The organism is Arthrobacter citreus, assembly GCF_038405225.1.
Lineage (GTDB): Bacteria > Actinomycetota > Actinomycetes > Actinomycetales > Micrococcaceae > Arthrobacter_B > Arthrobacter_B citreus_A.
This window is the reverse complement of sequence record NZ_CP151657.1, coordinates 2623096-2648220: the sequence shown is the minus strand read 5'-3', so window position 1 is coordinate 2648220 and position 25125 is coordinate 2623096. Positions and strand designations below refer to the sequence as shown.

22 protein-coding genes are annotated in these 25125 nt (G+C 65.0%); 10 read left to right on the top strand and 12 right to left on the bottom strand.

Annotated elements, in window-relative coordinates:
• Nucleotides 1-67: 67 nt before the first annotated feature.
• The 7 genes from AAE021_RS12215 to AAE021_RS12185 all read left to right on the top strand — a co-directional run bounded on the left by AAE021_RS12215 (nucleotide 68) and on the right by AAE021_RS12185 (nucleotide 9010).
• Nucleotides 68-388: a nucleotide pyrophosphohydrolase gene (locus AAE021_RS12215; RefSeq protein ID WP_342022608.1), complete on the top strand. Its 321-nt coding sequence runs from the start codon at nucleotides 68-70 to the stop codon at nucleotides 386-388.
• An 88-nt stretch (nucleotides 389-476) separates the two neighbouring features.
• Nucleotides 477-2108, top strand: a complete 1632-nt coding sequence (locus AAE021_RS12210; protein ID WP_342025402.1) for a DNA/RNA helicase domain-containing protein — start codon at nucleotides 477-479, stop codon at nucleotides 2106-2108.
• 783 nt (nucleotides 2109-2891) lie between these two features.
• On the top strand, nucleotides 2892-4364 hold the full coding sequence (locus AAE021_RS12205) for a hypothetical protein (RefSeq protein ID WP_342022607.1): 1473 nt from the start codon (nucleotides 2892-2894) through the stop codon (nucleotides 4362-4364).
• Nucleotides 4365-4396: 32 nt separating this feature from the next.
• Nucleotides 4397-6103, top strand: a complete 1707-nt coding sequence (gene pelF, locus AAE021_RS12200; RefSeq protein ID WP_342022606.1) for a GT4 family glycosyltransferase PelF — start codon at nucleotides 4397-4399, stop codon at nucleotides 6101-6103.
• On the top strand, nucleotides 6100-7224 hold the full coding sequence (locus AAE021_RS12195; RefSeq protein WP_342022605.1) for a putative glycoside hydrolase: 1125 nt from the start codon (nucleotides 6100-6102) through the stop codon (nucleotides 7222-7224). Before pelF ends, AAE021_RS12195 begins: the two co-directional genes overlap by 4 nt.
• A 78-nt stretch (nucleotides 7225-7302) precedes the next feature.
• A complete protein-coding gene (locus tag AAE021_RS12190; RefSeq protein ID WP_342022604.1) occupies nucleotides 7303-7659 on the top strand; it encodes a hypothetical protein in 357 nt (118 codons plus the stop codon).
• Nucleotides 7660-7747: 88 nt separating this feature from the next.
• Nucleotides 7748-9010: an arginine deiminase gene (locus tag AAE021_RS12185; RefSeq protein ID WP_342022603.1), complete on the top strand. Its 1263-nt coding sequence runs from the start codon at nucleotides 7748-7750 to the stop codon at nucleotides 9008-9010.
• Between the two features lie 72 nt (nucleotides 9011-9082).
• Here the strand turns inward: AAE021_RS12185 and AAE021_RS12180 are convergent, their stop codons facing one another.
• From AAE021_RS12180 to AAE021_RS12160, 5 genes are all read right to left on the bottom strand, one after another.
• On the bottom strand, nucleotides 9083-10210 hold the full coding sequence (locus tag AAE021_RS12180) for a hypothetical protein (protein ID WP_342022602.1): 1128 nt from the start codon (nucleotides 10208-10210) through the stop codon (nucleotides 9083-9085).
• A gap of 45 nt (nucleotides 10211-10255) precedes the next feature.
• Nucleotides 10256-11335: an extracellular solute-binding protein gene (locus AAE021_RS12175; protein WP_342022601.1), complete on the bottom strand. Its 1080-nt coding sequence runs from the start codon at nucleotides 11333-11335 to the stop codon at nucleotides 10256-10258.
• Between the two features lie 113 nt (nucleotides 11336-11448).
• A complete protein-coding gene (locus AAE021_RS12170; protein ID WP_342022600.1) occupies nucleotides 11449-12477 on the bottom strand; it encodes an ABC transporter ATP-binding protein in 1029 nt (342 codons plus the stop codon).
• Complete coding sequence (locus tag AAE021_RS12165; RefSeq protein WP_342022598.1) at nucleotides 12474-13268, bottom strand: ABC transporter permease; 795 nt, start codon at nucleotides 13266-13268, stop codon at nucleotides 12474-12476. Before AAE021_RS12165 ends, AAE021_RS12170 begins: the two co-directional genes overlap by 4 nt.
• Nucleotides 13265-14086, bottom strand: coding sequence for an ABC transporter permease (locus tag AAE021_RS12160; protein WP_342022597.1), 822 nt, complete (start codon nucleotides 14084-14086; stop codon nucleotides 13265-13267). Before AAE021_RS12160 ends, AAE021_RS12165 begins: the two co-directional genes overlap by 4 nt.
• A gap of 186 nt (nucleotides 14087-14272) precedes the next feature.
• On the opposite strand from AAE021_RS12160, the gene AAE021_RS12155 reads away from it, so the two are divergent.
• Both AAE021_RS12155 and AAE021_RS12150 read left to right on the top strand, forming a co-directional pair.
• The gene (locus AAE021_RS12155; RefSeq protein ID WP_342022596.1) at nucleotides 14273-15256 is read left to right on the top strand and encodes a LacI family DNA-binding transcriptional regulator; all 984 of its coding nucleotides are present in this window, start codon (nucleotides 14273-14275) and stop codon (nucleotides 15254-15256) included.
• A gap of 191 nt (nucleotides 15257-15447) precedes the next feature.
• Complete coding sequence (locus AAE021_RS12150) at nucleotides 15448-16893, top strand: basic amino acid/polyamine antiporter (RefSeq protein ID WP_342022595.1); 1446 nt, start codon at nucleotides 15448-15450, stop codon at nucleotides 16891-16893.
• 62 nt (nucleotides 16894-16955) lie between these two features.
• Here AAE021_RS12150 and AAE021_RS12145 read toward each other — a convergent pair whose 3' ends face one another.
• The gene (locus AAE021_RS12145; protein WP_342022594.1) at nucleotides 16956-17933 is read right to left on the bottom strand and encodes a DMT family transporter; all 978 of its coding nucleotides are present in this window, start codon (nucleotides 17931-17933) and stop codon (nucleotides 16956-16958) included.
• Nucleotides 17934-18015: 82 nt separating this feature from the next.
• Here AAE021_RS12145 and AAE021_RS12140 point away from each other — a divergent pair, with 82 nt between their 5' ends.
• Nucleotides 18016-18933 carry a LysR family transcriptional regulator gene (locus tag AAE021_RS12140; protein ID WP_342022593.1) on the top strand — a complete coding sequence of 306 codons (918 nt, stop codon included), beginning with the start codon at nucleotides 18016-18018 and terminating at the stop codon, nucleotides 18931-18933.
• Between the two features lie 278 nt (nucleotides 18934-19211).
• Here the strand turns inward: AAE021_RS12140 and AAE021_RS12135 are convergent, their stop codons facing one another.
• The 6 genes from AAE021_RS12135 to AAE021_RS12110 form a co-directional block, all read right to left on the bottom strand.
• Nucleotides 19212-19631, bottom strand: a complete 420-nt coding sequence (locus AAE021_RS12135; RefSeq protein WP_342022592.1) for a hypothetical protein — start codon at nucleotides 19629-19631, stop codon at nucleotides 19212-19214.
• 126 nt (nucleotides 19632-19757) lie between these two features.
• Nucleotides 19758-20939 (bottom strand): serine hydrolase domain-containing protein, encoded by a 1182-nt coding sequence (locus tag AAE021_RS12130; protein WP_342022591.1) that lies wholly within the window; start codon nucleotides 20937-20939, stop codon nucleotides 19758-19760.
• Nucleotides 20936-21910: a glycosyl hydrolase family 32 gene (locus AAE021_RS12125; RefSeq protein ID WP_342022590.1), complete on the bottom strand. Its 975-nt coding sequence runs from the start codon at nucleotides 21908-21910 to the stop codon at nucleotides 20936-20938. The genes AAE021_RS12130 and AAE021_RS12125 overlap by 4 nt, the downstream gene beginning before the upstream one ends.
• A gap of 38 nt (nucleotides 21911-21948) precedes the next feature.
• Entirely contained in the window at nucleotides 21949-22773 is an 825-nt protein-coding gene (locus AAE021_RS12120) for a carbohydrate ABC transporter permease (protein ID WP_342022589.1), read from the bottom strand.
• On the bottom strand, nucleotides 22773-23672 hold the full coding sequence (locus AAE021_RS12115; protein ID WP_342022588.1) for a sugar ABC transporter permease: 900 nt from the start codon (nucleotides 23670-23672) through the stop codon (nucleotides 22773-22775). The genes AAE021_RS12120 and AAE021_RS12115 overlap by 1 nt, the downstream gene beginning before the upstream one ends.
• A gap of 83 nt (nucleotides 23673-23755) precedes the next feature.
• Nucleotides 23756-25114: an ABC transporter substrate-binding protein gene (locus tag AAE021_RS12110; RefSeq protein ID WP_342022587.1), complete on the bottom strand. Its 1359-nt coding sequence runs from the start codon at nucleotides 25112-25114 to the stop codon at nucleotides 23756-23758.
• Between the last annotated feature and the right edge of the window lie 11 nt (nucleotides 25115-25125).

Here is a 25125-nt window from a genome sequence, read left to right as displayed (position 1 = left end):
GACGGGCGTTTGGGACAACTCGGCAGGTAATAACGCTGCGGGGAGGCGGTGCTGATAAATTCGTGGAATGCAACACGAAAAGACGGTGATCAACGCTCTGCGGGAGTTTGTCAGCGAGCGGGAATGGGGGCAATTCCATACCGCAGAAAATCTGACCAAAAGTATCAGCATCGAGGCCGCCGAGCTTCTTGAGTGTTTTCAGTGGGGCGACGCCGATGTGGTGTCGGCAAAAGAGGAGTTGGCGGACGTGCTGACCTACTGTTTGCTGCTCGCCGACCGACTGGGCCTTGATCCGGACACTATCGTGATGGAGAAGCTCGCCATAACCCGGGGAAAGTACCCGGTCGCCAAAGCCCGTGGCAGAAGTGAGAAGTATGACCGGCTTTAGGCTTGAACGGTTCCCTTTCGAGTCCGATAGAGTGCGGGCGTGGGGGGAAGCAGACCCCCTTCATCGGAACTGGCCAGTTGTGTACGTGATGAACAACGACACCGAAGTGTATGTAGGGGAATCGCTCAACGTCGAAGGACGCATGCGTCAGCACCTCGGATCCGAGGAAAAGAGGCGTCTGAGGTGGGCCCGCGTTGTTTTGGACTCAACATTCAACAAGTCCGCATGCCTGGACCTCGAATCCTTCCTTATCCGCATGTTCTCCGGCGAAGGCCGGCTTGCAGTCCTTAACCACAATGCCGGCATTACTGATGCCGACTACTACGACCGCGGCTCTTACAAAAAGACCTTCGACGAAGTGTTCGAAAAGTTGCGGACCCAGGAACACCTCTTCCAACGCACCCTTCCGGAAATAATCAACAGTGATCTGTTTAAGCTCTCCCCTTTCAAAGCGCTGAATCATGATCAGGCACTGGCGGTTGAAGATATCCTGGAAGGTCTCTTCGAGGATCTCGAAAACAACCGGTCTAACACCGTCGTAGTCCAAGGACTTCCCGGAACTGGGAAAACGGTCGTAGCGATCTACCTCTTGAAGTTGCTCATGGACATAGCTGGCCATGACCCGAAAAATCCGCTTGACCATGAGTCGATCTTCAGCGATTTCTTCACTGCGGGCCACGCAGAGTTGCTAGCTTCGCTCAGAGTCGGGGTTGTGGTCCCTCAGCAGTCTCTTCGTGACTCCATCTCCAAGGTGTTCACGCGTACGCCTGGACTCCACAAGAATCTTGTTCTCACGCCGTTCGACGTCGGCGCGAGCAAGGAGCCATTCGATCTCCTCATCGTCGACGAGGCCCACCGCCTGAATCAACGGGCAAATCAGGCCTCCGGGCCGCTCAATAAGAAGTTCGCCGAAATCAACGAAAAACTGTTTGGCCGCGATGATCCGCAATACACCCAGCTGGACTGGATTCGGCATCAGAGCAAGACCAGTATCCTCATGCTCGATGCAGGACAAACTGTACGACCTGCGGATCTCCCCGCAGGCATGACGGCATCTCTCTTAGAAGAGGCCGCGGTCAACGGGCGCTTATACCGGCTGTCGTCGCAAATGCGAATCTCTGCAGAGCAGGATTACGTCGCATACATTCGGGCCATCCTGAGCGATTGCCCGCCCCAGACCCCGGAACGCTTTGACGGATACGACCTGCGATTCTTCTCCGATCTCAGCGACATGAAGCGCGAGATTCTTGATAGAGAAAAAGAGAGCGGCCTGTCCCGTCTGATAGCAGGCTATGCCTGGCCCTGGCGCAGCAAGACAGATAAAGAAGCGTTCGATATTGAGATTGACGGTGAACGCCTTCGATGGAACTCGACACAGAGAGACTGGATCAACCGCATCGGTTCTGAAAAGGAGGTGGGGTCAATTCATACAGTTCAGGGTTATGACCTCAACTATGCGGGCGTCATCATTGGAAAGGACATTCGCTACAACCCCGAGAGCGGGAGCATATTTTTTGACCGCACCAATTACTTCGACGTGAAGGGGCGCGAAAACAATACTAAACTTGGTATTACCTATACGGATTCGGACATCCTCGAGTACGTAAGAAATATCTACTCCGTGCTTCTCACCCGGGGAATCTTGGGCACATATGTGTACGTCTGCGACGGCGCCCTGAGGGAGCACCTCAAGAGTTATCTAGACGCGAATTCTGACTAGCTCGTGTTCAGTGGACCTTGGTAATTGGTGATGACCGGGGCAAAGGGGCTGAATAGGGCCAAGAGTGTCGCGACTATGCTCACATAGCTCGTCACACGACTAGAAGAGCTGGCTGAAAATTCTGGTTCGCCTGACGCCGAAGCTTGATAATGTCGAGCGTATTGAGATTGAACATCATGCCTTCCCTAGCCATCCCCCGACACGATTCTGGGGATGGAGGTACGCGGACGGGCAGGAACAAAGCCGTCGCGCTGGAGCCTAGGTGATGCTCACCTGCGACCGCGACATTCGGATCAACGCGGCGCTGAGCAATGCCCTGCCAGGGCCATTCCGAATTATTGGGACTCGAACGCGGCACCGTATGGCGTGTCCGATCATTCGGCCCCACCGTCTTTGAACGAATCAGGCTGACAATCAGCGGGAGCCAAGCCGCCGGAATATATAGTAAGAGGGGACAAAAAGTAACGAGTAGCGTCCGCTTTCACGCTGGAGTAAAGCACCACACAGACCAAGTAAAACGGACGAATAGTCACGTACCTTCCACTCGCAGCCGAAGCGGCCGCCGGTCATACGGTGATGGAAGTGCTCACCGCGGAGTCCGGCGGTGAAGCAAATTCTCTCCAATGCAAGGGATATCCCGATACGGGGCACCAGCCGGAATCTGCTCCGGGCGCTGCGGCTGCTCAAGGGATCCCAGTCCTCGAAACGCAGCCTTAACCACATCCGCGTCTCATGCAATCCCACCGCCCGGCTCTGCCGATCAACGGTGGTTCTGGAGAATTCATGCCATCCCTGCAGGCCCTCTTACACGACGCCTATGTCCGCCACCGGACTATGGCAATTATCGCCGCACTCCTCCTCACCGCCGCTGTCCCGTTTGCGGACAACATCCTTCCCACCGGCTGGTCGTACGCCCTTCTGGGGGCCGGAGTGCTCCTGGTCATGGCGGTGCTGCTGCGGCAGCTCCGCCCCGTGCGGCCCGGCACGGACGGCGCCACCGCTTCCGGCAAACGGGCCGACGACGCGGCCCGTCCCGGAGCCGGACTGCTCCTCTACCTCTCGCCCGTCATCCTGCTCAACCTGGTCTTTCCGCTGATCAGCCCGCAGATGGCGGCCGTGCAAGTTGGCGGGGTCCAGCTCACTTACGTGGTGCTGGCCTCCTCCATCACCGTCCCCTGGCTGGCGCAGGCAGCCTGCCTACCCGCATACCGGCTGATCGGCGACCTCATGGCGGAACGGAACCCGGCGGCTATTGCCCGCCGGTTCTGCTCCGGTTGGCCCGCGATGTTCATCTACGCCCTGCCGCTGGTGGCGCTGTTTGCCATCCCGCTCTGGCTCGCCACCGGCTGGTCTCTGACCGCCATGGCAACCTACGCCGCGCTCGCCGCCCTGCACCTGCTCTTTGTCCAGTCCCTCATACTGGCCAACGTGGGAAGCCGCCGCGGTCTCTGGGCGCTGGCCTGGTTGGCCTACGCCGCAGCACTCAGCGTGGCGCCGACCCTCTGGTGGCTGCCACCCCTGGCCGGAGCGCTCACCCAAATCGCAGCCATGGGACGCGGCCTGGCGGCCCTTGGTTTCCGGAACCGGCCTGCCCTCCGCGGTTTCAGCGCCGACCTCGTCCGTGGCCTTCTCATGGGCGCAGTCCTCTGGGCGGACAAGTTCCTGCTGTTCCTGGCAACCGGCGGCGACTTCCCGGTGGTGATCATCTTCGTGGCGATGCTTCCCGCCGTGATCGCCTACAACTACTACTTCGTCAACCTCGCCCCGCGGGTGGACAGAGCCGTGGCCTCTCTTCACCGGGCAATCTCCGACGAGCCCCTGACCGTGATGACAGCCCGCTCCCAACGGCTCAGCCGTACGGTGGACCGCGCCATCCTCAGCACCGGCGCCGTCGGCATGATGCTCACGCTCGTCGTCACCCTGGTCTTGGAAGGCATGCAGCCGGCGAACGTGCTGCTGGCCGTCAGCGTGGGCGTGGCGTCCTGGGCCTTCATGCTCCTCACACTGCTCAGCTACGAACTCGACTACATCGGCATCAATGGACTCCCGCAGCTGTTCGGCGGCATCCATCTGGCGCTCTGCGCCGGAGTCTTCCTGCTGCTGGATGCCGCAGGCAGCGCTGACGGGACCGGACTGGCATACGCGGCACTGGTCGCTGCGGACGTGCTGCTGGTCGCCGTGTCCTGGGTGCTCTACAAACGCCACTGGTCCCAGCCCGAATACACCCTCTTCTGGCGCCACGCCACCTCCTGGTAACCCGCCGCACGCTCGTCTTGAAAGGCACAGCCATGTACGGAATCAAGCAGAAACTCTTCCGCCGCGCCCCGCTCGGGCAGACGACGGCCCAGGGAACCGCCGGTGTGCTCCCCGCCCAAGCCGCAGCGCAGGCCCAATACGACGACGTCGACGTCGCCATTGTCATGGAATCCACCTACCCCTACCTCAAGGGCGGCGTCTCCGCCGTGGTGCACGACATCGTCACCCACAACCCGGACCTGACCTACGGGATCATCCACATCACCTGGGACTCCAACGCGCCCTCCGAAGACCTCTACGGCATGCCCGAGAATGTCCTTTGGGTCCGCCCGGTGTATTTGAGCATGCAGGAGCACCGGCACGACTTCATGAAGGTATCCGCCAAGGACCTCGGCATGGATGCCAGCCAGCGCTCCGCCCTGGCGCACCGGCTGTTCGACGCGCTCTACGCACTGTCCGAAGACCGCGAGGTCGAACCGCTGTGGGACCTCATTGACGAAGGGTTCAACGAACGCACCCGCACCTATCCGCTCTGGGCACTGCTCGGCACGCGGGAATTCATGGAAGCGCTCGCCGTCCGGATGCCGCAGCTGAACCTTTCGCTCGCGAATTCGTTCTGGACGCTGCGGAACTTCCTTTCGCTGGCCTTCGCCATCCTCGGCGAAACCATGCCCCGCGCCAGTGTTTACCACGCACACACCACCGGCTACGCCTCGCTCCTGGGTTCCGCCGCAGCACGCGACCACGGCACCTCGTTCCTCCTTACCGAGCACAACCTCTACGTCCGGGACACGGTAAACACGCTGCTGGACCGCAACATGGCGCTTTCCATCACCTCCGAGGACTACCGCACCTTCGACGTCACGCACGAGCAGCGGGCCTGGATGGCATGGTGGACCGAAATGGGACACTTCTGCTACCCCAGCGCCTCACTGATTACCTATCTCTACCCAACGGCGATCACCGAAGCGGCGCACCTGGGAACGGACATCGACAAGGCGGTGGTGGTGCCCAACGCCATGGTGATCGAGGAGTTCGAGGAGAAGTACCGGGCGCGGCTCGCCGCCCGGGAACAGCTGGTCCGCAACGGAGACAACCACACGTGGAACCTCGTCTACATTGCCCGGGTGGTGCCGATCAAGGGCCTGCTGGACCTGCTATCCAGCATGGATTTGCTGCGCCGGGACGGTTTCCCGAACCTGCATCTGGACGTCTTGGGTCCCACCGAACACGTTCCGGAGTATTACGAGGCTTGCCTGGCCAAGATCGAGGCACTGGATCTGCACGACCACGTCACCATCCACGGCACCGTCAATGTCCGCGACCGGCTGGACCAGTTCGACCTGCTGGTGCTGCCCAGCTACAACGAGGGCCAGCCGATTGTGGTGCTGGAAGCCATGGCGGCAGGCATCCCCACGGTGGGGACCGACGTCGGCGGCATGCGTCAGCTGATCAGTGATGAACTGGCCACCAACGACGGGCGGATGGTCGGGTCCTGCGGTGAACTGGTACCGGCAGGGGATGTGAACACGATGGCTGAGAAGATTCGGGCCGTCATCGGCAACATGGAGCTCTATGTTGACCACTCGGACAACGCCCGGACCCGGGTGGAGGAGTTCTTCCAGATGCACGAGATCATGTCTTCCTACAACGGGATCTACCGTGCCGTTGGCAACATCACGCACGTGCGCCAGCTGGACACCGCGGAACTGGACTTCCTCGCACCGGTGGTTTCATGACCGGAGTCGGCGCCTGGATCCGGTACGGCGATCCGTTGACAACAGAGCAGATTGCTTTTGCCGCCGGGCACTACCGGGCCGCAATCCTGCAGCCCTGGGAGACCGGGGCCGCCCGGGAACTCAAACGGCTTCGCCCGGACATGACCGTCCTGGCCTACAAGTGCCTTTCCTCTGCGCGCAGCTACGAGCCGGGTCCGGTCTTCAGCTCGGGCGTATCGTTCGCGGAGGCTGAGGCGGGTTCCGGGCGTTCCCAGAGTTCCGGGAGTTCCGGAGGCTCCGGGAACGACGACGCCGGTTGGTTCGCCACACGCCTGGACGGCACCCGCATCGAGTGGGAACGGTACCCGGGACACTGGCAGCTGCAGGTCTGGAACCCGGACTACCAGCGCCGGTGGGTGGACAACGTGGTGGCCGAGTTCGCGGACTCGCCGTTCGACGGCGTGATGGCGGACAACGATGTTTTTGACGACTACTACGGGCTGGACCTGCCGATCCGCGGTGCCGCGGACATGGCCGTGTTCCGCGCAGCCCTCGGAAATCTGGTGGCTGCCGCCGGCACGGCATTGAACGGCGTCGGGAAAATCCTGGTCCCGAATATCGCCGAATCCCGCAGGGAAGCCGGCCGCTGGGCATCCCACGCGGCCTACGGCGGCGGCTTCGAGGAGGTCTGGCTCGGCTACAGCCCGGTGAACCTCTTCGACCCGGTCACCGCCGAGGCCCAGCTGCCGCAGGCGGCCGGCCCCGGATTATCCATTCTCCGCGTCCCCACCGACGGCGACGACAGCCATCCCAACTTCCGGTACGGACTGTCCGCGTTCTGGATCTTCGGTGCCGGCGCCGGAGCCTACTCCGCCACCGCTCACGACGACTACAGCCGCATCCAGCACGCACCCGAGCTTGACTGGCAATTGGGCAGTCCGCTCGGTGAGCCGCAGGGGAGCAGACACACATGGTGGCGGGAATTCGACGGCGGTTTCGCGGCAGTGAACCTCAACGGTGATGGCAGGCGCCGCCGCCGTGTGCGCGTTCCCGCAGGGATGCTCGACGCCGCCGGCCGCCCCGCGCCGTCGTCATACGTCTTGCCGCCGCACCGCGGAGTCCTCTTTCGGCGCGCTTCTTAACCTTGCTGAACTGCCGGATTCGGAGCCCGCGCCACCTTCTGCAAGGATGGAAGTAAGGCTACTGACTAAGGAGATCCGATGCAGAACGAAATGCAGGAACATCCCGCTGACGAGAATGCCCCTTCAAGTAAGCGGACGACACCGCTGATGAACATTCCGGCGGCAGACATCGTCGACGCCGGAGCATCGGCAGCCAGGCCGCGGGATGTGGATCCGGCCGAAGTCGCGATCCTGGCCGAAGCAGAAGACCCGGGAACCCCCGGCCTGCGGCTGCAGGAACTGGCCACCGATGAGCCGAAGGCCCGCCCCGCCGTCGCCGCCAATCCTGCCGCCGGACCCGAACTGCTGAAATGGCTGGGCGCGCTGGATGACCCGGCCGTAAATGAGGCACTCCGCCGCCGCAAGCTGGCCCAGCAGGCTGAGCGCGGACACTAATTCCTAATCTGTGGAGGGATGGACAGGAAGTCCGCCCTCCACATCTGTTGAGCCTGCAGAAAGTCACCTGAATACCAAGGAGAACCACATGTTTCCCGCCACCTCCGCACCAAGCGCCGCCGACTACGGGGTGTACTCGGAGGTCGGAAAACTGCGCAAGGTCCTCGTCTGCGCTCCCGGTCTGGCCCACGAACGGCTCACCCCTACCAACCGCGAAGACCTGCTCTTCGACGACGTGATGTGGGTGGAGAACGCCCAGCGTGACCACGCCGACTTCGTCGCCAAGATGACCAGCCGCGGCGTCGACGTCGTCGAACTCCATGATCTGCTCGGGCAGACCATGGACATCCCGGAGGCACGGACCTGGCTGTTGGACCGCAAAATCATCGCCAACCGGGTCGGCCTCGGACTGGTGCCCGGCACCCGGGCCTTCCTGGATTCACTGACCGGCGCGGAATTGGCGCGGATCCTCATCGGGGGACTCACGACGTCGGACCTTCCCGATGACTACCTCTCCGGCTACGTCGGCCTGGTTCGCGAATCCACCGGCCGGCCGGAATACCTGCTGCCGCCGCTGCCCAACACCCTCTACACCCGTGACACCACCTGCTGGATCAACGGGGGACTGACCCTGAACCCGCTCTACTGGCCCGCCCGGCACGACGAAACCCTGCTGATGCAGGCCATCTACCGGTTCCATCCGGACTACACCGGCTCGAAGATTTGGTGGGGCGACGCGGAAAAGGACTGGAGTCAGGCCACCTTGGAGGGCGGCGACGTGATGCCCGTGGGCAACGGCACCGTACTGCTGGGCATGGGGGAGCGGACCTCCCGTCAAGCCATCACCCAGCTCGCGCAGGCCCTCTTCAAGGAAGAGGCGGCGGAACGGATCGTCGTCGCCGGCATGCCCAAGCTGCGCGCCGCGATGCATCTGGACACCGTGTTCACCTTCGCGGACCGGGACTTGGCCACCATCCACCCGGCCATTGTGAACGGCATCCACGCCTTCACCATCCACCCCTCCGACAAGGCTCCGGGCCTGGAAGTGCGCGACGAGCGGGACCGCCGCTTTGTCGACGTCGTCGCCGAATCCATGGGCCACCGGCAGCTGCGCCTGGTCGAGACCGCGGGGGACTACTACGCCTCCGAACGCCAGCAGTGGGACAGCGCGAACAACGCCGTCGCGCTCGAGCCCGGCGTGGTGCTCACGTATGACCGCAACACCCAAACCAATGCGGCGCTGCGCAACGCCGGCGTCGAGGTCATTCCGATTGTGGGCGCCGAGCTCGGCCGGGGCCGCGGCGGCGGGCACTGCATGACCTGCCCAATCATCCGCGACCCGATCGAGTAAAGCACGCCGACTAAGCACCCCAAAGAAAACGCCGGTGCCCGCAGAGCGGACACCGGCGTCGGGCGTTGGAAATTAGCCGAACAGTTCCTGCTCCAGCGCGTCAATCTCCGCCGTCATGGACGCCTTCAGCGCAGCCTTTTCGGCGTCCGTCAGCCAGCACGCATCAACGCCGGCCAGCGCCGAGCGGCGCAGCCAGGCCCGGTCCAGGCCCAGCTCGTCCACGGCAATCCGGTACTCGTTGGCCAGCGTGGTGGGAAACATGCCCGGATCATCGGAGGCCAGGATGACGTTCAGGCCGGCGTCGATCATGGCCTTGATGGAAGCTCGCCGCCACGGCCGCCAGGACCGGCGGGAGGTGGTGAAAATGCCCGTGAACGGGGTCTGGTCCTCCCGCAGCCGGGCAATGACGGCGTCGTCCTCCATTACAAAGTAGCCGTGGTCAATGCGGTCGCAGCCCAGCACATCCAGGCAGGTGACCGTGTTAACGGCCACCGGCGCGTGCTCGGAGGAATGCGCGGTGCGCTTGAGTCCGTGCGCGCCGGCCAGCTGGTAGGCCTCGGCGAAGCGCTCGGGCGGTCCCGCCGTTTCCAGGTTGTCCAGGCCAATGCCCACCACGTACGGGCTGGGCGCGTCCAGGATCTGCTGCACCCGGGCCACCGCGTAGGCCCCGTCCTTGCTGCGGTCGATGCCGACCACCAGCCGCCCGCTCATGCCGAAGTCCCGCTCCGCGGCCTGGATGCCCTCCACATAGGCGGCCACCGCGCCGGCGTAGCCCAGCTCCGGCATCCGCGGCGGCACGTCGTCAATGAACAGTTCCAGGTGCCGGGTATTGCTGGCACGGTGCGCGTCCTCGAACGCTTCATAGGTGATGCGGGTGAGGTCCGCCGGTTCGGTCAGCGACTGCATCACCCAGTCCGAAACTTGGAACAGCGAATACCGCTCGCCGGCCGGGTCCAGGCTGTAGTCCTCCACGATCGGGATCCGCGCGTTGCGGTACGGGGTGAAGTCCCGCATCACCGAGGAGATGTTCGCGAAGATGGTCTCCGGGTCCGCGGGCAGGTCCAGTCCGGCCTTGGCGGCAAGGTCGGCGAAGGTCGACGCGCGGACGGTACCGATCAGGTGGCAGTGCAGATCCGTTTTGGGCAGCCGGGCGGCAAACTCCTGCAGGGCGGACGGCGCAGGCTGGGCGGGTGTATTCATGGTTCCTGTCTTTCAAGGGCGGCGCCGCAGCGGACGCGCCGGGGATTACTTGGAGGAGGCCTCACGGGCAAACCGGTCAACCCAGGAGTCGTAGTTCGCCACGATGGTGGGGAAGTCCAGGGTGGAGAACCCGGCGGCAATGGGGTCTTCGGCAATCTCGCCCACCACGTTGGTCAGGCTCTCCGGCACGGCGGCGCCGGGGTTTACCGGCAGGTCACCCACCAGCTCGGCCGAGGCGGTCTGCGCCTCCACGGAGAGCAGGTAGTCGATGAACTGGTGCGCGGCGTCCAGATGCTCGGCGCCGGCGGGGATCATCACCCGGTTGGTGGCCATGAACTTGCCCGTGTCCGTGGCGGTCCAGGCGATCGGCTCGCCGGAGGCGATCAGGTCCGTGGCGAACCCGTTCAGCGTGGGAGCGGCAACAATTTCGCCCTGGACCAGCAGGTTGGTGATTTCGGTGGAGGAGGAGACAAACTTCAGGATGTTCGGGTTCCAGCCGCCAATCGTGGACAGCGCCGCGTCAATGTCATAGGCGTCCGAGCCGTAGCTGTCCGCCACGGCAGCCACGGAAAGCTGCCCGCCGGTGGTGGAGATGTCCGGGAAGGCCAGCCGCCCGGCGTAGCTGCTGTCCGCGTACAGGTCCCAGCTGGCGGCCTGCTCCGCGGAGAGGTCATCGCTGCGGTACATCACGCCGTTGAGCTGGTAGCTGTAGGACGGGCCGGAGAAGTCCTCCGACGTCGCGAAGTCCGCGATCTCCGCCAGGTGCGGCACTGCGTCGGCGTCCACGGCCTGGAACAGCTGCTTCTCTTCGCCCATGGCGGCGTAGAAATCGGACATCAGCATGACGTCCACGCCGCTGTCCCCGCCGGCCAGTTCCAGGCTGGAAAGGCGGTCCGCGTTGGATCCGGTTTCGATCTCCACGGAGATGCCGGTCTTCTCTTCGAACGGCTTCACGATGGCCTCCTCCAAGTCCTCCACGCCAAAGGCGAAGGTGCTCAGGACCAGGGTCTGGGAATCATCGGCGCTGCCGGCGTCAGCGCCGCAGCCGGAAAGGACCAGGGCAGCGGTGACGGCTACCGAGGCAGCGGCGGAAAGCTTGGCGGCGCGGGTGCGGGGGGAGGTCATGGTGGTTCGGTTCCTTTCGGTGGTACGCGGCACGGATGTGCGGCGTAGGTTCAGGGCAGCGGATGAGACGGTGGTGCGGGTAAAAATCGAAGGGGACGACGACGACGGGTGGCTTAGGCTGCTGCGGCGGGCACCGGGTCTGCGGGCAGGTGGATGATGTCCCCGGCGGCGGCGGCCACACGGACCGCGTCGCCCGGACGCAGGGCCGGCAAGGCGGCATTCTGCGAATTGCGGTGCACCGAGACCTGCAGGCTGTGGCCGCCGGCCAGGGCGGTCACAATTTCGTCGGTGCCGCGGTAGGCCACGGAGGTGACCACCGCATCCAGGGCCAGCCCGCCGCCGTCGGGCGCGGAGTCCGCCGCCACCAGGCGCATGTGCTCGGGACGGACGGTGACCAGGCCGCGGCCGGGCAGCTCCAGGAAGTTCTCGTAGCCCAGGAAGTCCGCGACAAAACGGCTGGCGGGGCGGGTGAAGACGTCCTCCGGAGCGCCGGTCTGCTCGATTCTGCCGGCACGCATCAGGACCATCGAGTCCGACATTTCCAGCGCTTCATCCTGGTCATGGGTCACCAGAACCACGGTGAGTCCGGTTTCGGCCTGGATCCGCCGGATTTCGGCCCGCATCTGCACGCGCAGCCGGGCATCGAGGTTGGACAGCGGCTCGTCCAGCAGCAGCAGGCGCGGCCGGATGGCAATGGCGCGGGCCAGCGCCACGCGCTGCTGCTGCCCGCCGGAGAGGGCCTTGGGCTTGCGCCCGGCCAGGTGTCCCAGGCCCACCATGTCCAAGCATTCGGCAATGCGGGCCTTGCGCTCGGCAGCGGGAACCTTGCGCAGCTTCAGGCCGTAGCCCACGTTGTCCGCGATGGTCAGGTGCGGAAACAGCGCGTAGGACTGGAAGACCATGCCCAGGTTGCGTTTCTCCGGCGGCAGCGCGGTGGCGTCGGAGCCGCCGATCAGAATCCGGCCGCCGGTGGGCTGCAGGTAGCCGGCGAGCATCCGCAGGCTGGTGGTCTTGCCGCAGCCGCTGGGCCCGAGCAGGGTGGTGAGCTTGCCCTCCTCGATCTGCAGGTTGATGGAGTCCACGGCCAGGGCGGCGCCGTAGTTCTGGCTGATGTTGATGAACTCTGCTGCGGGCGTGCTCACGAGTTGATACCTCCGAAGATTCTGGCGAAGCCCACGGTCCGCTCAGCGATGATGGCAATGATGACGGTGCCGGCCATGATCAGCGTGGACATGGCGGCGATCATGGGGTCGTAGGACTGCTGGACGTAGTCGAGCATGGTGATCGGGAAGGTGCTGAAATCCCGGCTTTGCAGCAGCAGGGACAGCGGCACGTTGTTGAAGGACGTGATGAAGCTCAGCAGTGCCGCGGAAATCAGGCCCGGGCGCATCAGCGGCAGCGTGACGGTGCGGAAGGTGTGCAGGGGAGAGGCGCCGAGGCCGCGGGCGGCGTCCTCGATGCTCAGGTCGCTCAGCGCCAGGGTGGAGCCGGTGACCCGCACGGTGTACGGAATCAGGATGATCACGTGCCCCAGCAGCAGGGTCCAGAAGGCGTCCGCGCGCAGGGTGATCACCAGCTGCTGGTACAGGGCCAGGCCGATGACCAGTTCCGGCACAATCAGCGGGGAGGCGAAGAAGGTCTGCAGGGCCGGTGTGTGCGCCAGCCGGCTGCGCGCAATGGCCAGTGCCGCCGGGACACCCAGCGCCAGGGCCAGCGCGGTGGACACCACGGCCAGCAGCAGCGAGGACGTCAGCGACTCCATGAACGGGGTGTAGGAGAGCGCCTTGTCGAACCACTTCAGGGAGAACCCGGAGGGCGGAAAGGACAGGGTGCTGCCGGCGGTGAAGGACGTCAGCACCACAAACAGGATGGGCACAATCATCACCGCGTAGCCCAGGACGGCCAGCGAGAGCAGGACGGGACGGGTTTTCATTCCACCTTCCCCTTTCGTGATCCAAGGAAGGAGGACAGCCCGGAAACCAGGAACACCAGCACCGTCATCAGCAGGGCAGTGGCCGACGCCGCGGCCCAGTCCACGGTGACGCTGGAGTAGGTGAACAGCTGGGTGGAGAGCACCCGCTGGCCGGTTCCGCCCAGCAGGTACGGGGTGGTGTAGGCGGTGGCAGCACCGGCGAAGACCAGGGTGGCGGCCACGACAATGCCGGGCAGGGACAGCGGAACCACCACGCTCCACAGGGTCCGGGTGCGGGAGGCACCCAGGCCTCGGGCGGCGTCGTCGAGGTTTTTATCCACCTGCGCGATGGCCGAATAGCAGGTGATGATGGCCAGCGGCAGGAACAGCTGCAGCATGCCCAGGACCACGGCCAGCGGTGTGTAGAGCAACTGCGGACCGCGGTCCGTCAGGCCCAGGGCCACCAGGAGCTTGCCGATGGCGCCGTTGGAGCCCAGCATCACCAGCCAGCCGAAGGTGCGCACCACGTTGCTCAGCAGCAGCGGGAAAATGGCCAGCGCCAGCCACATACCGGCAAACCGGGACGTGGAGCGGGCCAGCAGGAAAGCGATCGGAAAGCCCAGGACCACGCACAGCACGGTCACGGTCAGGCCGTACACCAGGGTCCGGCCGATGATCTTGAGGTCGTACGGGTCGGTGAGCATTTGTCCGAGGCGGGACAGGACCTCCAGGGGTCCGGTGCCCGGCGGACTGAAGAGCATCAGCAGGGCCGGGATGGCGAATCCCAGCACCAGCACAAGTGCTCCCGGCGCGATGAGGAGCTTGGGTCTGCGCAGCATAGGGCGGTGTCCCCGAATCAGAAGTGACGGCAGGTAAAAAGCAGGCAACAATGAATGTAACCGGTTGTGGAACCGATTGCAGACTACCCTAGCGAATCCGTATTTCAGGTTTGTTACCGGCCCAACCCGCCGGTCCCGGCCCCGCGCTGCCCGTACGGTAGCGTCAAACAAAAAGGAAGGGCTGACATGGCCACACTTGACGACGTTGCCACCGCGGCGGGGGTGTCGAAGGCGACGGCGTCACGAGCCCTGGGCCGGCCGGAACTCGTGGCCAAGGAGACCATTACCCGGGTCCGCCGGGCCGCCGAGGCGCTGGGCTTTGAGCCGAGCCGGACCGCGCGTGCCCTGGCCCGCGGCCGGACCGGCCTGCTGACCCTGGTGCTGCCGAGCATCCAGAACACGTTCTTCGCCCCGATCATCGAGGGCGCGCAGGCCGCGGCCGAGGAATCCGGCAACCACCTGACCATGGCCGTGAACGGCATGGCGACGGACGCGGACCGCCGGGCGCTGGAACGGCTGGCCGAGCAGGTGGACGGCCTGGTGCTCAACGCCTCGCAGGCCAACCGGGACATCGTGGAGCACGCCACCACGCTGGCGCCGACGGTGCTGATTGAACGCGAGCTTCCCGGAGTGCCCTCGGTGACCGCCGACACCGCCGCGGCCTTTGCCCAGCTGGCGCAGGAGCTGGCCGCCCGCGGACACCGGAAGATCGCGTATCTGGGCGGCCCGGAAGGGTCCTGGCCGCACGAGATGCGCACCGCCGCGATCCGGCAGGCGCTCCAGGGCAGGGCCGAGCTGACCGTGGTGGGCCCGGTGCCGCCGCTGGCCGAAAGCGGGATCCGGCAGGCCGACGCCGTGCTGGCCACCGGCGCCACCGCCGTCCTGGTATACGCCTCACCGGTGGCGCTGGGACTGATGTACGCCCTGCAGCTGCGCGGCGTCCGGGTGCCGCAGGATTTGGTGGTCAGCGGAGACCGCCGGACCGCGGCGGCCCTGGGCGCCTCCGGCGTGCCCTCCGTGGACGTGGACGGCCTGGCGATCGGCCGGCAGTCCGTGGGGCTGCTGCTGCAGCTGCTGGAGTTCCGGGCGCTGCAGGAGCGCGGCCTCGACGTGCCCGCCCTGGCCCAGCCCGAACAGCTCCGGCTGGCCGTGCCGGTGCACTGGTCCTAGCGGGGCCTTTCCCTGATTCGAACGCCCGGCTACCGCCTCGAGGTGCTGGCTGCCGATTCGGATCCCGCTGACATTCGGAGGATAATAGTCAGGCTTCCGACGGAAGATCCCAGACAGGAAGCGGTCCGCCCCTCCACTGTTGTCTAACCCGTGTTGCCTCAGCGGCCGCCACACCCGATTGGAAAAGAACCATGTCTGCTCCTGTTTCCGGGGAGAAGGCTCCAACGGCCAAGCTCTCACTGCTGACCCTCACCACCGTCGTGATCGGCTCCATGGTCGGGGCAGGAGTGTTTTCCCTGCCCCAGCGCTTCGCCGAGGAAACCGGGGTGTGGGGTGCGCTGGTCGCCTGGCTGATTGCGGGTTCGGGCATGCTGATGCTGGCCTTCGTCTTCCAGCGGCTGTCCCTGCGCAAGCCGGCGCTGGATGCGGGGATCTTCTCCTACGCCAAGGCCGGCTTCGGAAACTACGTGGGGTTCTTCTCCGCAGCGGGCTACTGGGCCAGTGCCTGCGTTGGAAACGTCACCTACTGGGTGCTCACGATGTCCACGCTGGGAGCCCTGTTTCCGCAGCTGGGCGCAGGGGACACCCTTCCCGCCGTCGTGCTGTCCTCGGCCGGGCTGTGGGGATTCTTCTTCCTGATCAGACGCGGCATCAAAGAAGCCACGGCCATCAACCGGATAGTCACGATCGCCAAGGTTGTGCCCATCCTGGTCTTCGTGCTGTTTGCCGTCTTCCTGTTCGACCCCGCCGTCTTCGCGGGAAACCTCACGGGGGCGGCCTACACGGGGCCGCTGTTCGAACAGGTCAGCAACACGATGCTGGTGACCGTCTTCGTTTTTCTCGGGGTTGAAGGTGCCAGCGTATATTCACGCCATGCCCGACGGCGGGAGGACGTTGGCAGGGCCACCATCCTTGGCTTTCTGAGCGTCTTTGCCATCTTTGCCTCGGTCACGATCGTTTCCTACGGGGTCCTGCCGATGGAACAGCTCGCCGAACTGCGCCAACCATCCATGGCGGGCGTCCTGGAATCGGGAGTGGGGAGCTGGGGACTGGTGTTCGTCAGCGCCGGCCTGGTCATTTCGGTGATGGGGGCCTACCTGGCCTGGAGCCTCATGGCAGCGGAGGTCCTGTACGTGGCCGCCACGGAGAAGGACATGCCGCGGTTCCTGTCCCGGGTCAGCGACGACGATGTCCCGGTCAACGCCCTGCTGCTGAGCACCCTGCTCAGCCAGCTGGTCATGGTCATCACGTACTTCTCCGAGGACGCCTTCGACTTTGCACTGGACATGACCGCTGTGCTGACGCTGTTTTCCCTGCTGTTCGCGGCCCTCTACGCCCTCAAGCTCGGCTGGAGCGGGGAAACGTATGAAGGAGCCCCGCGCCGCGTCCGGCGGGTCGACCTGGCCATTGCCGTCATCGCCACCATTTACGCGGTGTTCCTGGTCTACGCCGCCGGCCTGCCACTGGTGCTGCTGTCGATGATCTTCTACGCCCCCGGCACCGTCCTGTTTGTGATCGCCCGCCGGGAACAAGGGCAGCGAGTCTTCCGTGGAGGGGAGCTGGTTCTCTTCCTCATGACAGTGGCAGGAGCTGTTTCAGCTGTGCTGGCCCTGACCCAAGGCTGGATAGAGCTCTAAGCAAAGGACAGGCCGCGTGCTGAAGGGCCTGCCCGATCATCCGGGACGGGATCGAGTAAGGACTAACGCACGACGGCGGCGGGCCGCCGCCGCGGCAGCGTCGCCACCGCGACACCCGCCAGGGCCAGCGCCCCGCCGAACAGCGCCGCAACCGGCGGCACCTCACGGAGCAGCAGCCAGGACAGCAGCACCACCACGGCCGGCACCGCATAGGTGGTGGCGGCCGTGCGGCCGGCGCTGAACCGCGCCAGGACGTAGCCCCAGGTAGTGAACGCGATCGCCGTGGGGAAGACCCCGAGGTACACCACGGCCAGCGTGGAGGACAGCGGCGCGGCGGACAGCTCCCGGACCAGTTCGGGGAGGAACGGAAGGCAGGCCACGGCCGCGGCCAGGCACCCGATCCACGTCATGGTGGCCGCGTCCACGTACTGCAGCAGCCGCTTTTGCAATGTCGCAGCACCGCCGTAGAGCACGGCTGCGGCAAGGCCGAGCCCCACGCCCGCCGGATCGACGGTCCCGGTGGAGGTGGCGGCCGCGATGACGGCGACGCCGGCGAAGGCCACCAGCATGCCAATGATCAGCCGCCGCGGAAAGCCCTCGCCCAGCAGCAGTCCGGCGAGCACAGCCACGATCATGGGCGCCAGGTTCACCAGCAGCGCCGCGGTGCCCGCATCCAGATGCCGTTCGGCCGCATTCAGCACCAGGTTGTACACCCCGAACCAGGCGAGCCCCCAGACAATCACGAGGGCCAGGATCCGGCCCCGGAGCCGTCCGCGCGCCGAGGCGCCGTCCGCCCCGCCGGTGGAAGCCGCTGCAGCCACCCGGCGTCGTCGTCCCGCCACCGCGGCAATGGCCATCAGCGCCACCGCCCCCACCGCGATCCGGCCCAGCGTCAGGGCGCCGGGGGAGTAGTCCGCGCCGGCGGACCGGATGCCCACAAAGGCCGACGCCCACAGCACCACGGTCACCGCCATCGCGGCCCACAGGCGCGGAGTGGTGCCGCTGGAAACGGAAATGCTGCGGGAGGCTGTAGATGTCATGCCTGTAGTCTTCCCCGCTCCGGGCTTTAGCACCAGTTCCGATTCTTGATCCACACTTCAGTCCAGCTGTAGAGTCAGCGGCATGTTGGATATGCACCGGCTGCGAATCTTCTCCTCCGTGGTGGCCAGCGGCTCCGTGGCCGCCGCCGCGGCCAACCTCGGGTACACACCCTCGGCGGTCAGCCAGCACCTCACGGCCCTGCAGCGCGAAACCGGCCTCACCCTCCTCGAGCGCGCCGGCCGCGGTCTGCGCCCGACGGCGGCGGGGCTGGCGGTGGCGGCGCAGGCGGAAGAGATCCTGGCCCGGCTCAGTGAGGCGGAGGCGGTGCTGTCCGATCTGCGGACCGGACGGAACGGGCGGTTGTCCATGGCTTACTTCGCTTCCGTCGGCGCCGCCTGGATGCCCGCAGTGGCCCGGCGGTTAACCACGGACATGCCCGGCGTCCGGCTGGAACTTCAGCTGCGCGACGACGTCGCTCCCGACCCGGAGGACCGCCCGGATATCCAGCTGGTGGTCGGACGCAAGGGGGTCATCACTCCGGGCAGCGGCTTCGACGCCCACCACTTGGTGGACGATCCCTACGTTGCGGTGCTGCCCGATCATCATCCCGTTGCCGGCCGGCCGGAGATCGAGCTGGCGGAACTGGGCGGGGAACAGTGGGTGGACAATGACTTCGCCCACGGGCTGTGCCGGCTGAACCTGCTGGACACCTGCGCGGCCGCGGGTTTCACCCCCACCTTCCAGATCGAAGCCCACGACTACGCCACCGCCATTGCCTTCGTCAGCGCCGGCATCGGCATCACCGTGCTGCCGGCGCTGAGCGCCCAGCAGCTGCCGGCCAACGTCCGCCGGATCCCGGTGGTCCGCCCGGCTCCGGTCCGTTCCATCTATGCGGTGGTGCGCCGCAGCATGGCCGGCACCGAACCGATACAGCTGGTCCTGGATACCTTGTTTGCCCTGCAGCTTGTGCCTGGAACCCGCGCGGCTGCCACAGCCTGAGCGGGGCGCACCCGTGATCCCCGCTTTTCGCTGCGGAGGCTGGGAAAACCGCTCTACCGGAAATGGAGCCAGGCGGTACGGCCGGAAGGTGGCTGATAGTCGGAGGTGAGAGGGGGCGTGTAGAGCAGGACATACTGCCCCGGACCGGCTTCATCATTGGAGAAACACACGTCGCCGCTGGTCGAGCCGCCCGGCGCTATTTTTCCGCCCCCGCTCAGCTGATTATCGCTGCCGTAGTGGACGGTGTAATTGATTACCCCGCCGGGTGTCTGAAGATTTCAGTCAAAGGTGTCGAACGTAATCACGGCACCGGAGTTGTTTTTCAGTGTGGTGGACGTGCACAGGGACGGCGAATCGTCATACGTCGTCGTCTTTCCGTCAAAGAGTTCCGAGGCGGTGACACTTAGCCCGTCGATGGTGAGGGAATCGCCGGGCTGTCCCACAACATCGCCGCGCATCTCACCGGGAAAAACGGGCGCCGCAGCCGGACCGGTGGGCTTTGCTGAGGCGGTCACCGCATCCTCATCCGGAGCCGCAGCGGAACCTGAGTCATTACCGCCTTCGGCAAGGAGGATAACGATGATGAGGATTAGGACGGCTTCAAAGAGAAGGCGCAGCTTTCCAGATTGGGGACGTCTGGGCTGGCGGTCGGGTCTCGGCCGGATGTGAGGCGCATACGTGTTTTTGGGCGTTTTCATGTAATCAGACGTGGACATCTAGTCAAGGCCTCAATCTCGTGCAATTCCGGTGCGCATTCTCCTTGCGGAAATCTACCGTAGATTCCTTTATCCCGTGATTTCAGAATGCCGACGCCGGCCCGGAGGCTACTTTGCCAGGACATCCCTGAGGACATTGACTATTTCTGTGCCCCGGGGATCATCACCGGCCTCCATCCAGTTGGTCAGGAAAGCAAAGCTCAGCCCCAGCGCCGGCTCGGCAAACGCCACCTGCCCGCCGGCGCCGTCGTGCCCCATTCCGTCAGCGGTGACATAGCGCCGCGCACCTGAATCAAGCTGGAACCCGGCCCCCCACCGCGGCCACGGTGCGGGGGCGGGGAATACCGGTTCTCCCTCGCTGCGCACCATAGTTGCCCGCTTGAGGACTTCGGGATCGAGCCGGTGGGTGGTGGCTGAATCGTGAACCACCGAGGACCACGCCGCAGACAGTCCGCGGGCAGTGGCCACTGCGCCCGCGCCTGGCCATTCAGCGGCACGGACATCGGTGCGGTTAAACCCGACCTCCGCGCCCACAAGTTCCTCGGGAAACGCGCCGCCAAGAGTCATCGCAGCGCTCGGCCAGTCCGCCACACCGGGACTCCGCGCGGCTTTCTGCAGCCGGACGGACTCATGAAGGCTCTCTCCCGCCTCCAAATGGGCGATGCCTGCCTGAAGTTTCTCCGGGACGCCGAGACGCAGCTCTGCCCCCAGCGGATCGGCGAGGGACTCGGCGAGGTATTCACCCGGGCTGCTGCCCGTCACGCGGCGGATGATTTCACCCGAGAGCCAGCCGTGCGTGAGCGCGTGGTAACCGTATCCGAATCCGGGCTCCCACAGGGGTTCCTGCGCGGCGAGCAGTCGTGTCATCGCTGGCCAGTCCAGAGCCTGCTTAAGATCAACTGATTGCCGGGGCGCCGATACTCCGGCGCGGTGGGCCAGGGCGTCTCCGACAGTTACAGCGCCTTTGCCGTGGGCGCCGAACTCCGGCCAGATGTCCGTGAGGAGCATGTCGTAGTCCAGCCGTCCGGCTTCGACCAGACGGGCCACGAGGATGGACATGATTCCCTTGGTGCAGGAAAAGATGACAGTGGATGTGCCGCGGACCCAGGGTTCGGAGCTGCGGGCGTCCGCCAGTCCGCCCCACAGATCGACCACCAGGCGCCCCTGATGGTGCACGGCCAGGGACGCGCCCATCCGGGGGCGGCCCTCGAAGGCTGCCGCGAATGCTTCCCGGACCGGCCGGAAGCGTTCCTCGGCAGTGCCGTGAATGCCGGTCAGTTCGCCGTTCATGCGCTGACCTCGGCCCCGGCGAGTGAAAGGGTGCCGTCTGACATCCACCGCAGAGGGTGCGGATCCGAAATGCCGCCGATGAACGTCCCGCCGCCGTCGACATTCTCAAACGCCAGGAGCACCCATTCTCCGGTCCGGGTCTGGACCGCGCGGCCGGCATAGAACTCGTCCGTTGTCAGCTGAGTAGCGGCTGCAATGTCGAGGACCTGGTCGAGTGAATCCGTGGCCAGCGGCAGCGCCCAAATGCCGCCGCGCGTTCCGTCCGCCCCGCGCTCACCGGCAAGGTGAGCCGTGTCGCAGGAGAACAGCAGGACATGCCGGCCCTCAATGGTTACCAGCTGGATGACCTCCAGGTGGGCAAAACCGGCTCCGGGTTTGCTGAGCGGGGGCTGAACTGTCCATTGCTGGAGGTCCTCAGACGTAGCGTGCCCAATGACGCCACGGTCCCGTCCGGTGCCCTCCCGGGACCGGGCCGTAAGGAGCATGTGCCAGAGGCCGTTGGCGTCGCGGTGGATCCACGGGTCCCGCCACGCTTCCTCATGCCAGGTCCCGTCAGCGAGGGTTTCATACCACCGGGGGTCGGCCGGGAGGAAGTCCGGGTGTTTGGTCCATGACGCCAAATCCTCTGAGACCGCGCGGCCCACCGTCTCCACATTGGTGACGGCGTTTTCGGAGAGGAAGCGTGTGCCGGTGTAGAACATACGCCAGGATCCGTCGTCGGCCCGGACCACGCTGCCGGTCCAAGTGGCGCTGGCGTCAAAAGCCGTTGCCACGCCCGGCTCGAGCACCAGGCCGTGATCGGTCCATGTGTGCAGATCGGTGGAGCTCGCGCGGCCGATCCGCGCGTTTCGGTGGCGGAGCTCGGGATCTTCCAGCGACTTCGGCGCGTGCAGGTAGAAGAGATGGTGCTCGACGCCGTCGTCGGCGTGCCAGAAATCCCAGACCCAATGGTCGGTGCGGGTGAAGCTCATGGTGGAAATCCTTAGTCGAAGCGAAAAGCCGTACCGGGTCAGCCCTTGACGGCGCCCTGGAGCAGGGCGCGGACAAACTGGCGCTGGAAGATGAGGAACACCACGATGGCGGGAGTGATGATGAGCAGTGCGCCCGCGTTCAGCAGGGGAATGCTCAGGGAGTACTGGCCCTGGAAGAAGGTCAGCGCGCCGGCCACGGTTCGGTCCAGCGGGTCGGCAATGAGCACCACAGGGAGCAGGAACTGGTTCCAGGTCCACAGGAAGAGCAGGATGGCCAGCGCCGACAGCGCAGGGACGGCGAGCGGAAGCTGGATTTGCCGGAATTCCTGCAGGACCGATGCTCCGTCCACCCGGGCGGCCTCGGAGAGTTCGCGCGGAACGTTGATGAAGTGCGCGCGCATCCAGAAGACGCTGAAGGGCATAAAAAGTCCCAGCAGGGGAAGGATTACCGCCCAGGGTGTGTTGAGCGTGCCCATGGCCTGTGACTGGTAATAGAGCGGGATGATCAGTGCTTCGAAGGGAATTGTCAGCCCTGCAACGAAGAAGATCAGGACCGCGCGTCCGCCCTTGGGGGCCAGCGCTCCGAGCGCATATCCTGCCAGCGTGGCTATGAGCAGCGACGCCGGCACCACTCCCAGCACGATGAAGGCACTGGACTGCATGAGCCGCCAGACGTTGCCCACCTCGAACGCTGTGACGAAATTTCCCCACTGCGGGTCCGAAGGCCAGACGATGCCGGTGGGGTTGCGGTCCGCCGGCTGCAGCGCTGCTGAGAGCATGCTGATCAGGGGCAGCAGCGTGAGGATAAGGGCCACCGCCAGCAGCAGGCGGCCAAGAAGCAGTTCACTGCGGCTGGTGCGCATCAGTCGTTTACCTTTGAAAGTCGCTGGATGGGAAGCACCACAAGCAGGACAAGGACCATCAGCACCATGCCGAAGGCGGAGGCCAGACCCACGTCGCTTTGGGTGAAGCCAATCCGGAAGATCGAGATGCCGGGGACGAGGGTGGTCCGGCCCGGGCCGCCCTGTGTTGAGGTGTAGATGATGTCGAAGCTGCTCAGCGCGGCGATGATGGTAAGCGTGGCCAGGACCGCTATTTCCTGGCGCAGCCCGGGCAGTGTCACGGTGAAAAACTCCCGCCACCAGCCGGCGCCGTCGAGGCGGATTGCTTCATAGAGTGAACCGTCGATCTTGCCGATGCCGGTGAGCAGGAGCACCGTGCACAGGCCGGTCAGGACCCAGGAACCGATCAGGCCGACGGCGGGCAGTGCCGTGTTGTAATCCGCCAGCCAGGACCGCGTGATGCCGCCGAGACCGATGGCGCTGAGGAACTGGTTGACCGTGCCGGTCTGCGCGTACATCCAGGACCAGGCAATGCCTGCCGCCGCAAGGGGAACGATTTGCGGCAGGAAGAGGATGGTCTGGGCTATGGAGGAGGCGGGCCCCTGACGCATGGACCGGATCAGGCTGGCGAGCATCAGCCCCACACTGATCGGAATGAGCGTGAAGAAGATGATCAGGGTGATGGCATTCAGGATGGACCCCAGCAGCACGGGATTGGTCAGGACCTCGACGTAGTTGGCTGCTCCCACGAATGTTGAGACACCCACTCCGTTCCAGTCATAAAAGGAGTACTGCAGCCCCATGAGCATGGGGACAATGACAAAGCCGATATAGACGGCGAGGGCCGGGAGCAGCATCAGCCAGGCCCAGTACCCGGCCCGGGCGGGGGTCTTCCGCTTGCCCCGTTTCGGGACGGCCACCGCCGGCCCTGTCGGCGCCGAACCGGTGGCTACTGGCTCGCTCTGCCCCGTTCGGCGGACAGGGCCGGTGGTGGCCTCCTTCATTAGTTACCCACTTCGCTCTCGTAGAACTCCTGCACCCGGGTCACGAACTCTTCGCCGGTGATTTTGCTGGTGACGAGCAGCTGGGACTCGGGGATGATCGATCCCGCGTAGATGCCGGCAGTGGTGTTGGACATGAAGTCCACCTGACCGTTTTCTTCACCAATCTGGGCTGCCATTTCCAGTGCGCTGGCGATCAACGAACCTTCTTCGACGGTGGGCTGCTCCAGTGCCGGGTCACCGCCCGGGGAGGCTCCTGTGACATCGGTGATGATCTGGCGTGCGGCCGGGTCCGTGTGGATCCAGTCCAGGAAGTAGGTGGTGGTGTCGAGGTCATCTGAGCCGGCCGCCACCGAGAAGGAGTTGGCTGCACCCATGGCAACATGGTCGCCGCCCTCTTCGATGGGCGGAACAAGGAAGAATTCGACGTTTTCGCCCAGGGCCTTCTGGTAGTTTGCGGCTTCCCAGTTGCCGTTGAACGTGAACAGCCCTTCGCCATTGGAGAAGCGGCTGACAAAGGTGAAGTAGTCAACGGCGTTGATGTCGGAGGGGAAGTAGCCCTCATCGGCCCAGGTGCGGATCAGCTCGGCGCCTTGGATGTTGCCTTCGGTGGCGTAGGAGCTGCCGGGTTCGTTGAACATCCAGGACAGGAATTCGTCCTTGTCTGCGTACTGGTTCATGGCTGCCTGGATGGCAAAGTTGACGACGCCGTCCTTGTCGCCGGCCATGATGGGGATTTCTCCCGCGGCTTTCGCCGCGGCAAGGTCTTCCGCGAATTCGGCCATGGTGGCCGGCGGCGCGTCGATGCCCAGTTCCTCGGCAATGGCGGTGTTCATGTAGATGCCGGTGACGCTGTAGCCGAGGCCCACTTGGTACAGCGGGCCGGAACCGCGCGTTCCTTCGTCGTTCATGCGCAGCGGCGACAGCTGCGATTCGGGCCAGGCGTCCCACCCGTAGGCCTCGGCGTACGGGTCGAGGTTGGCAAGCAGCCCGTCCCGGGCGGTGTCGCCGATGGTGGGCAGCCGGATCAGATCGGGCGGGTTGTCGCCGGCCAGCAGTTTGGGTGCGTTTGCCGTGAGGTTTTGGAACGTGTCGCGCGTGATCTCGAATTTCACGTTGGGATGCTGCTTGGTGAATTCCTCCGCCAGCACCTCCGTCACGGGGAAGCCAGTTTCATCAGCGATGGTGATTGTCACGTCCTCTGAGGTGAGCTCGGTATTCACTTCGACGTTGGCGTCGGAGGACTCGCCTGAGGGGGCGCTGCTTCCCGGGGCGCATCCGGCAAGGGCGATGCCGGCGGCGGCCATAAAGGCAACTGCGGCAATTGGACGGCGCCCCGGGCGCCGCAGTGATGAACTCATGATGACTCCTT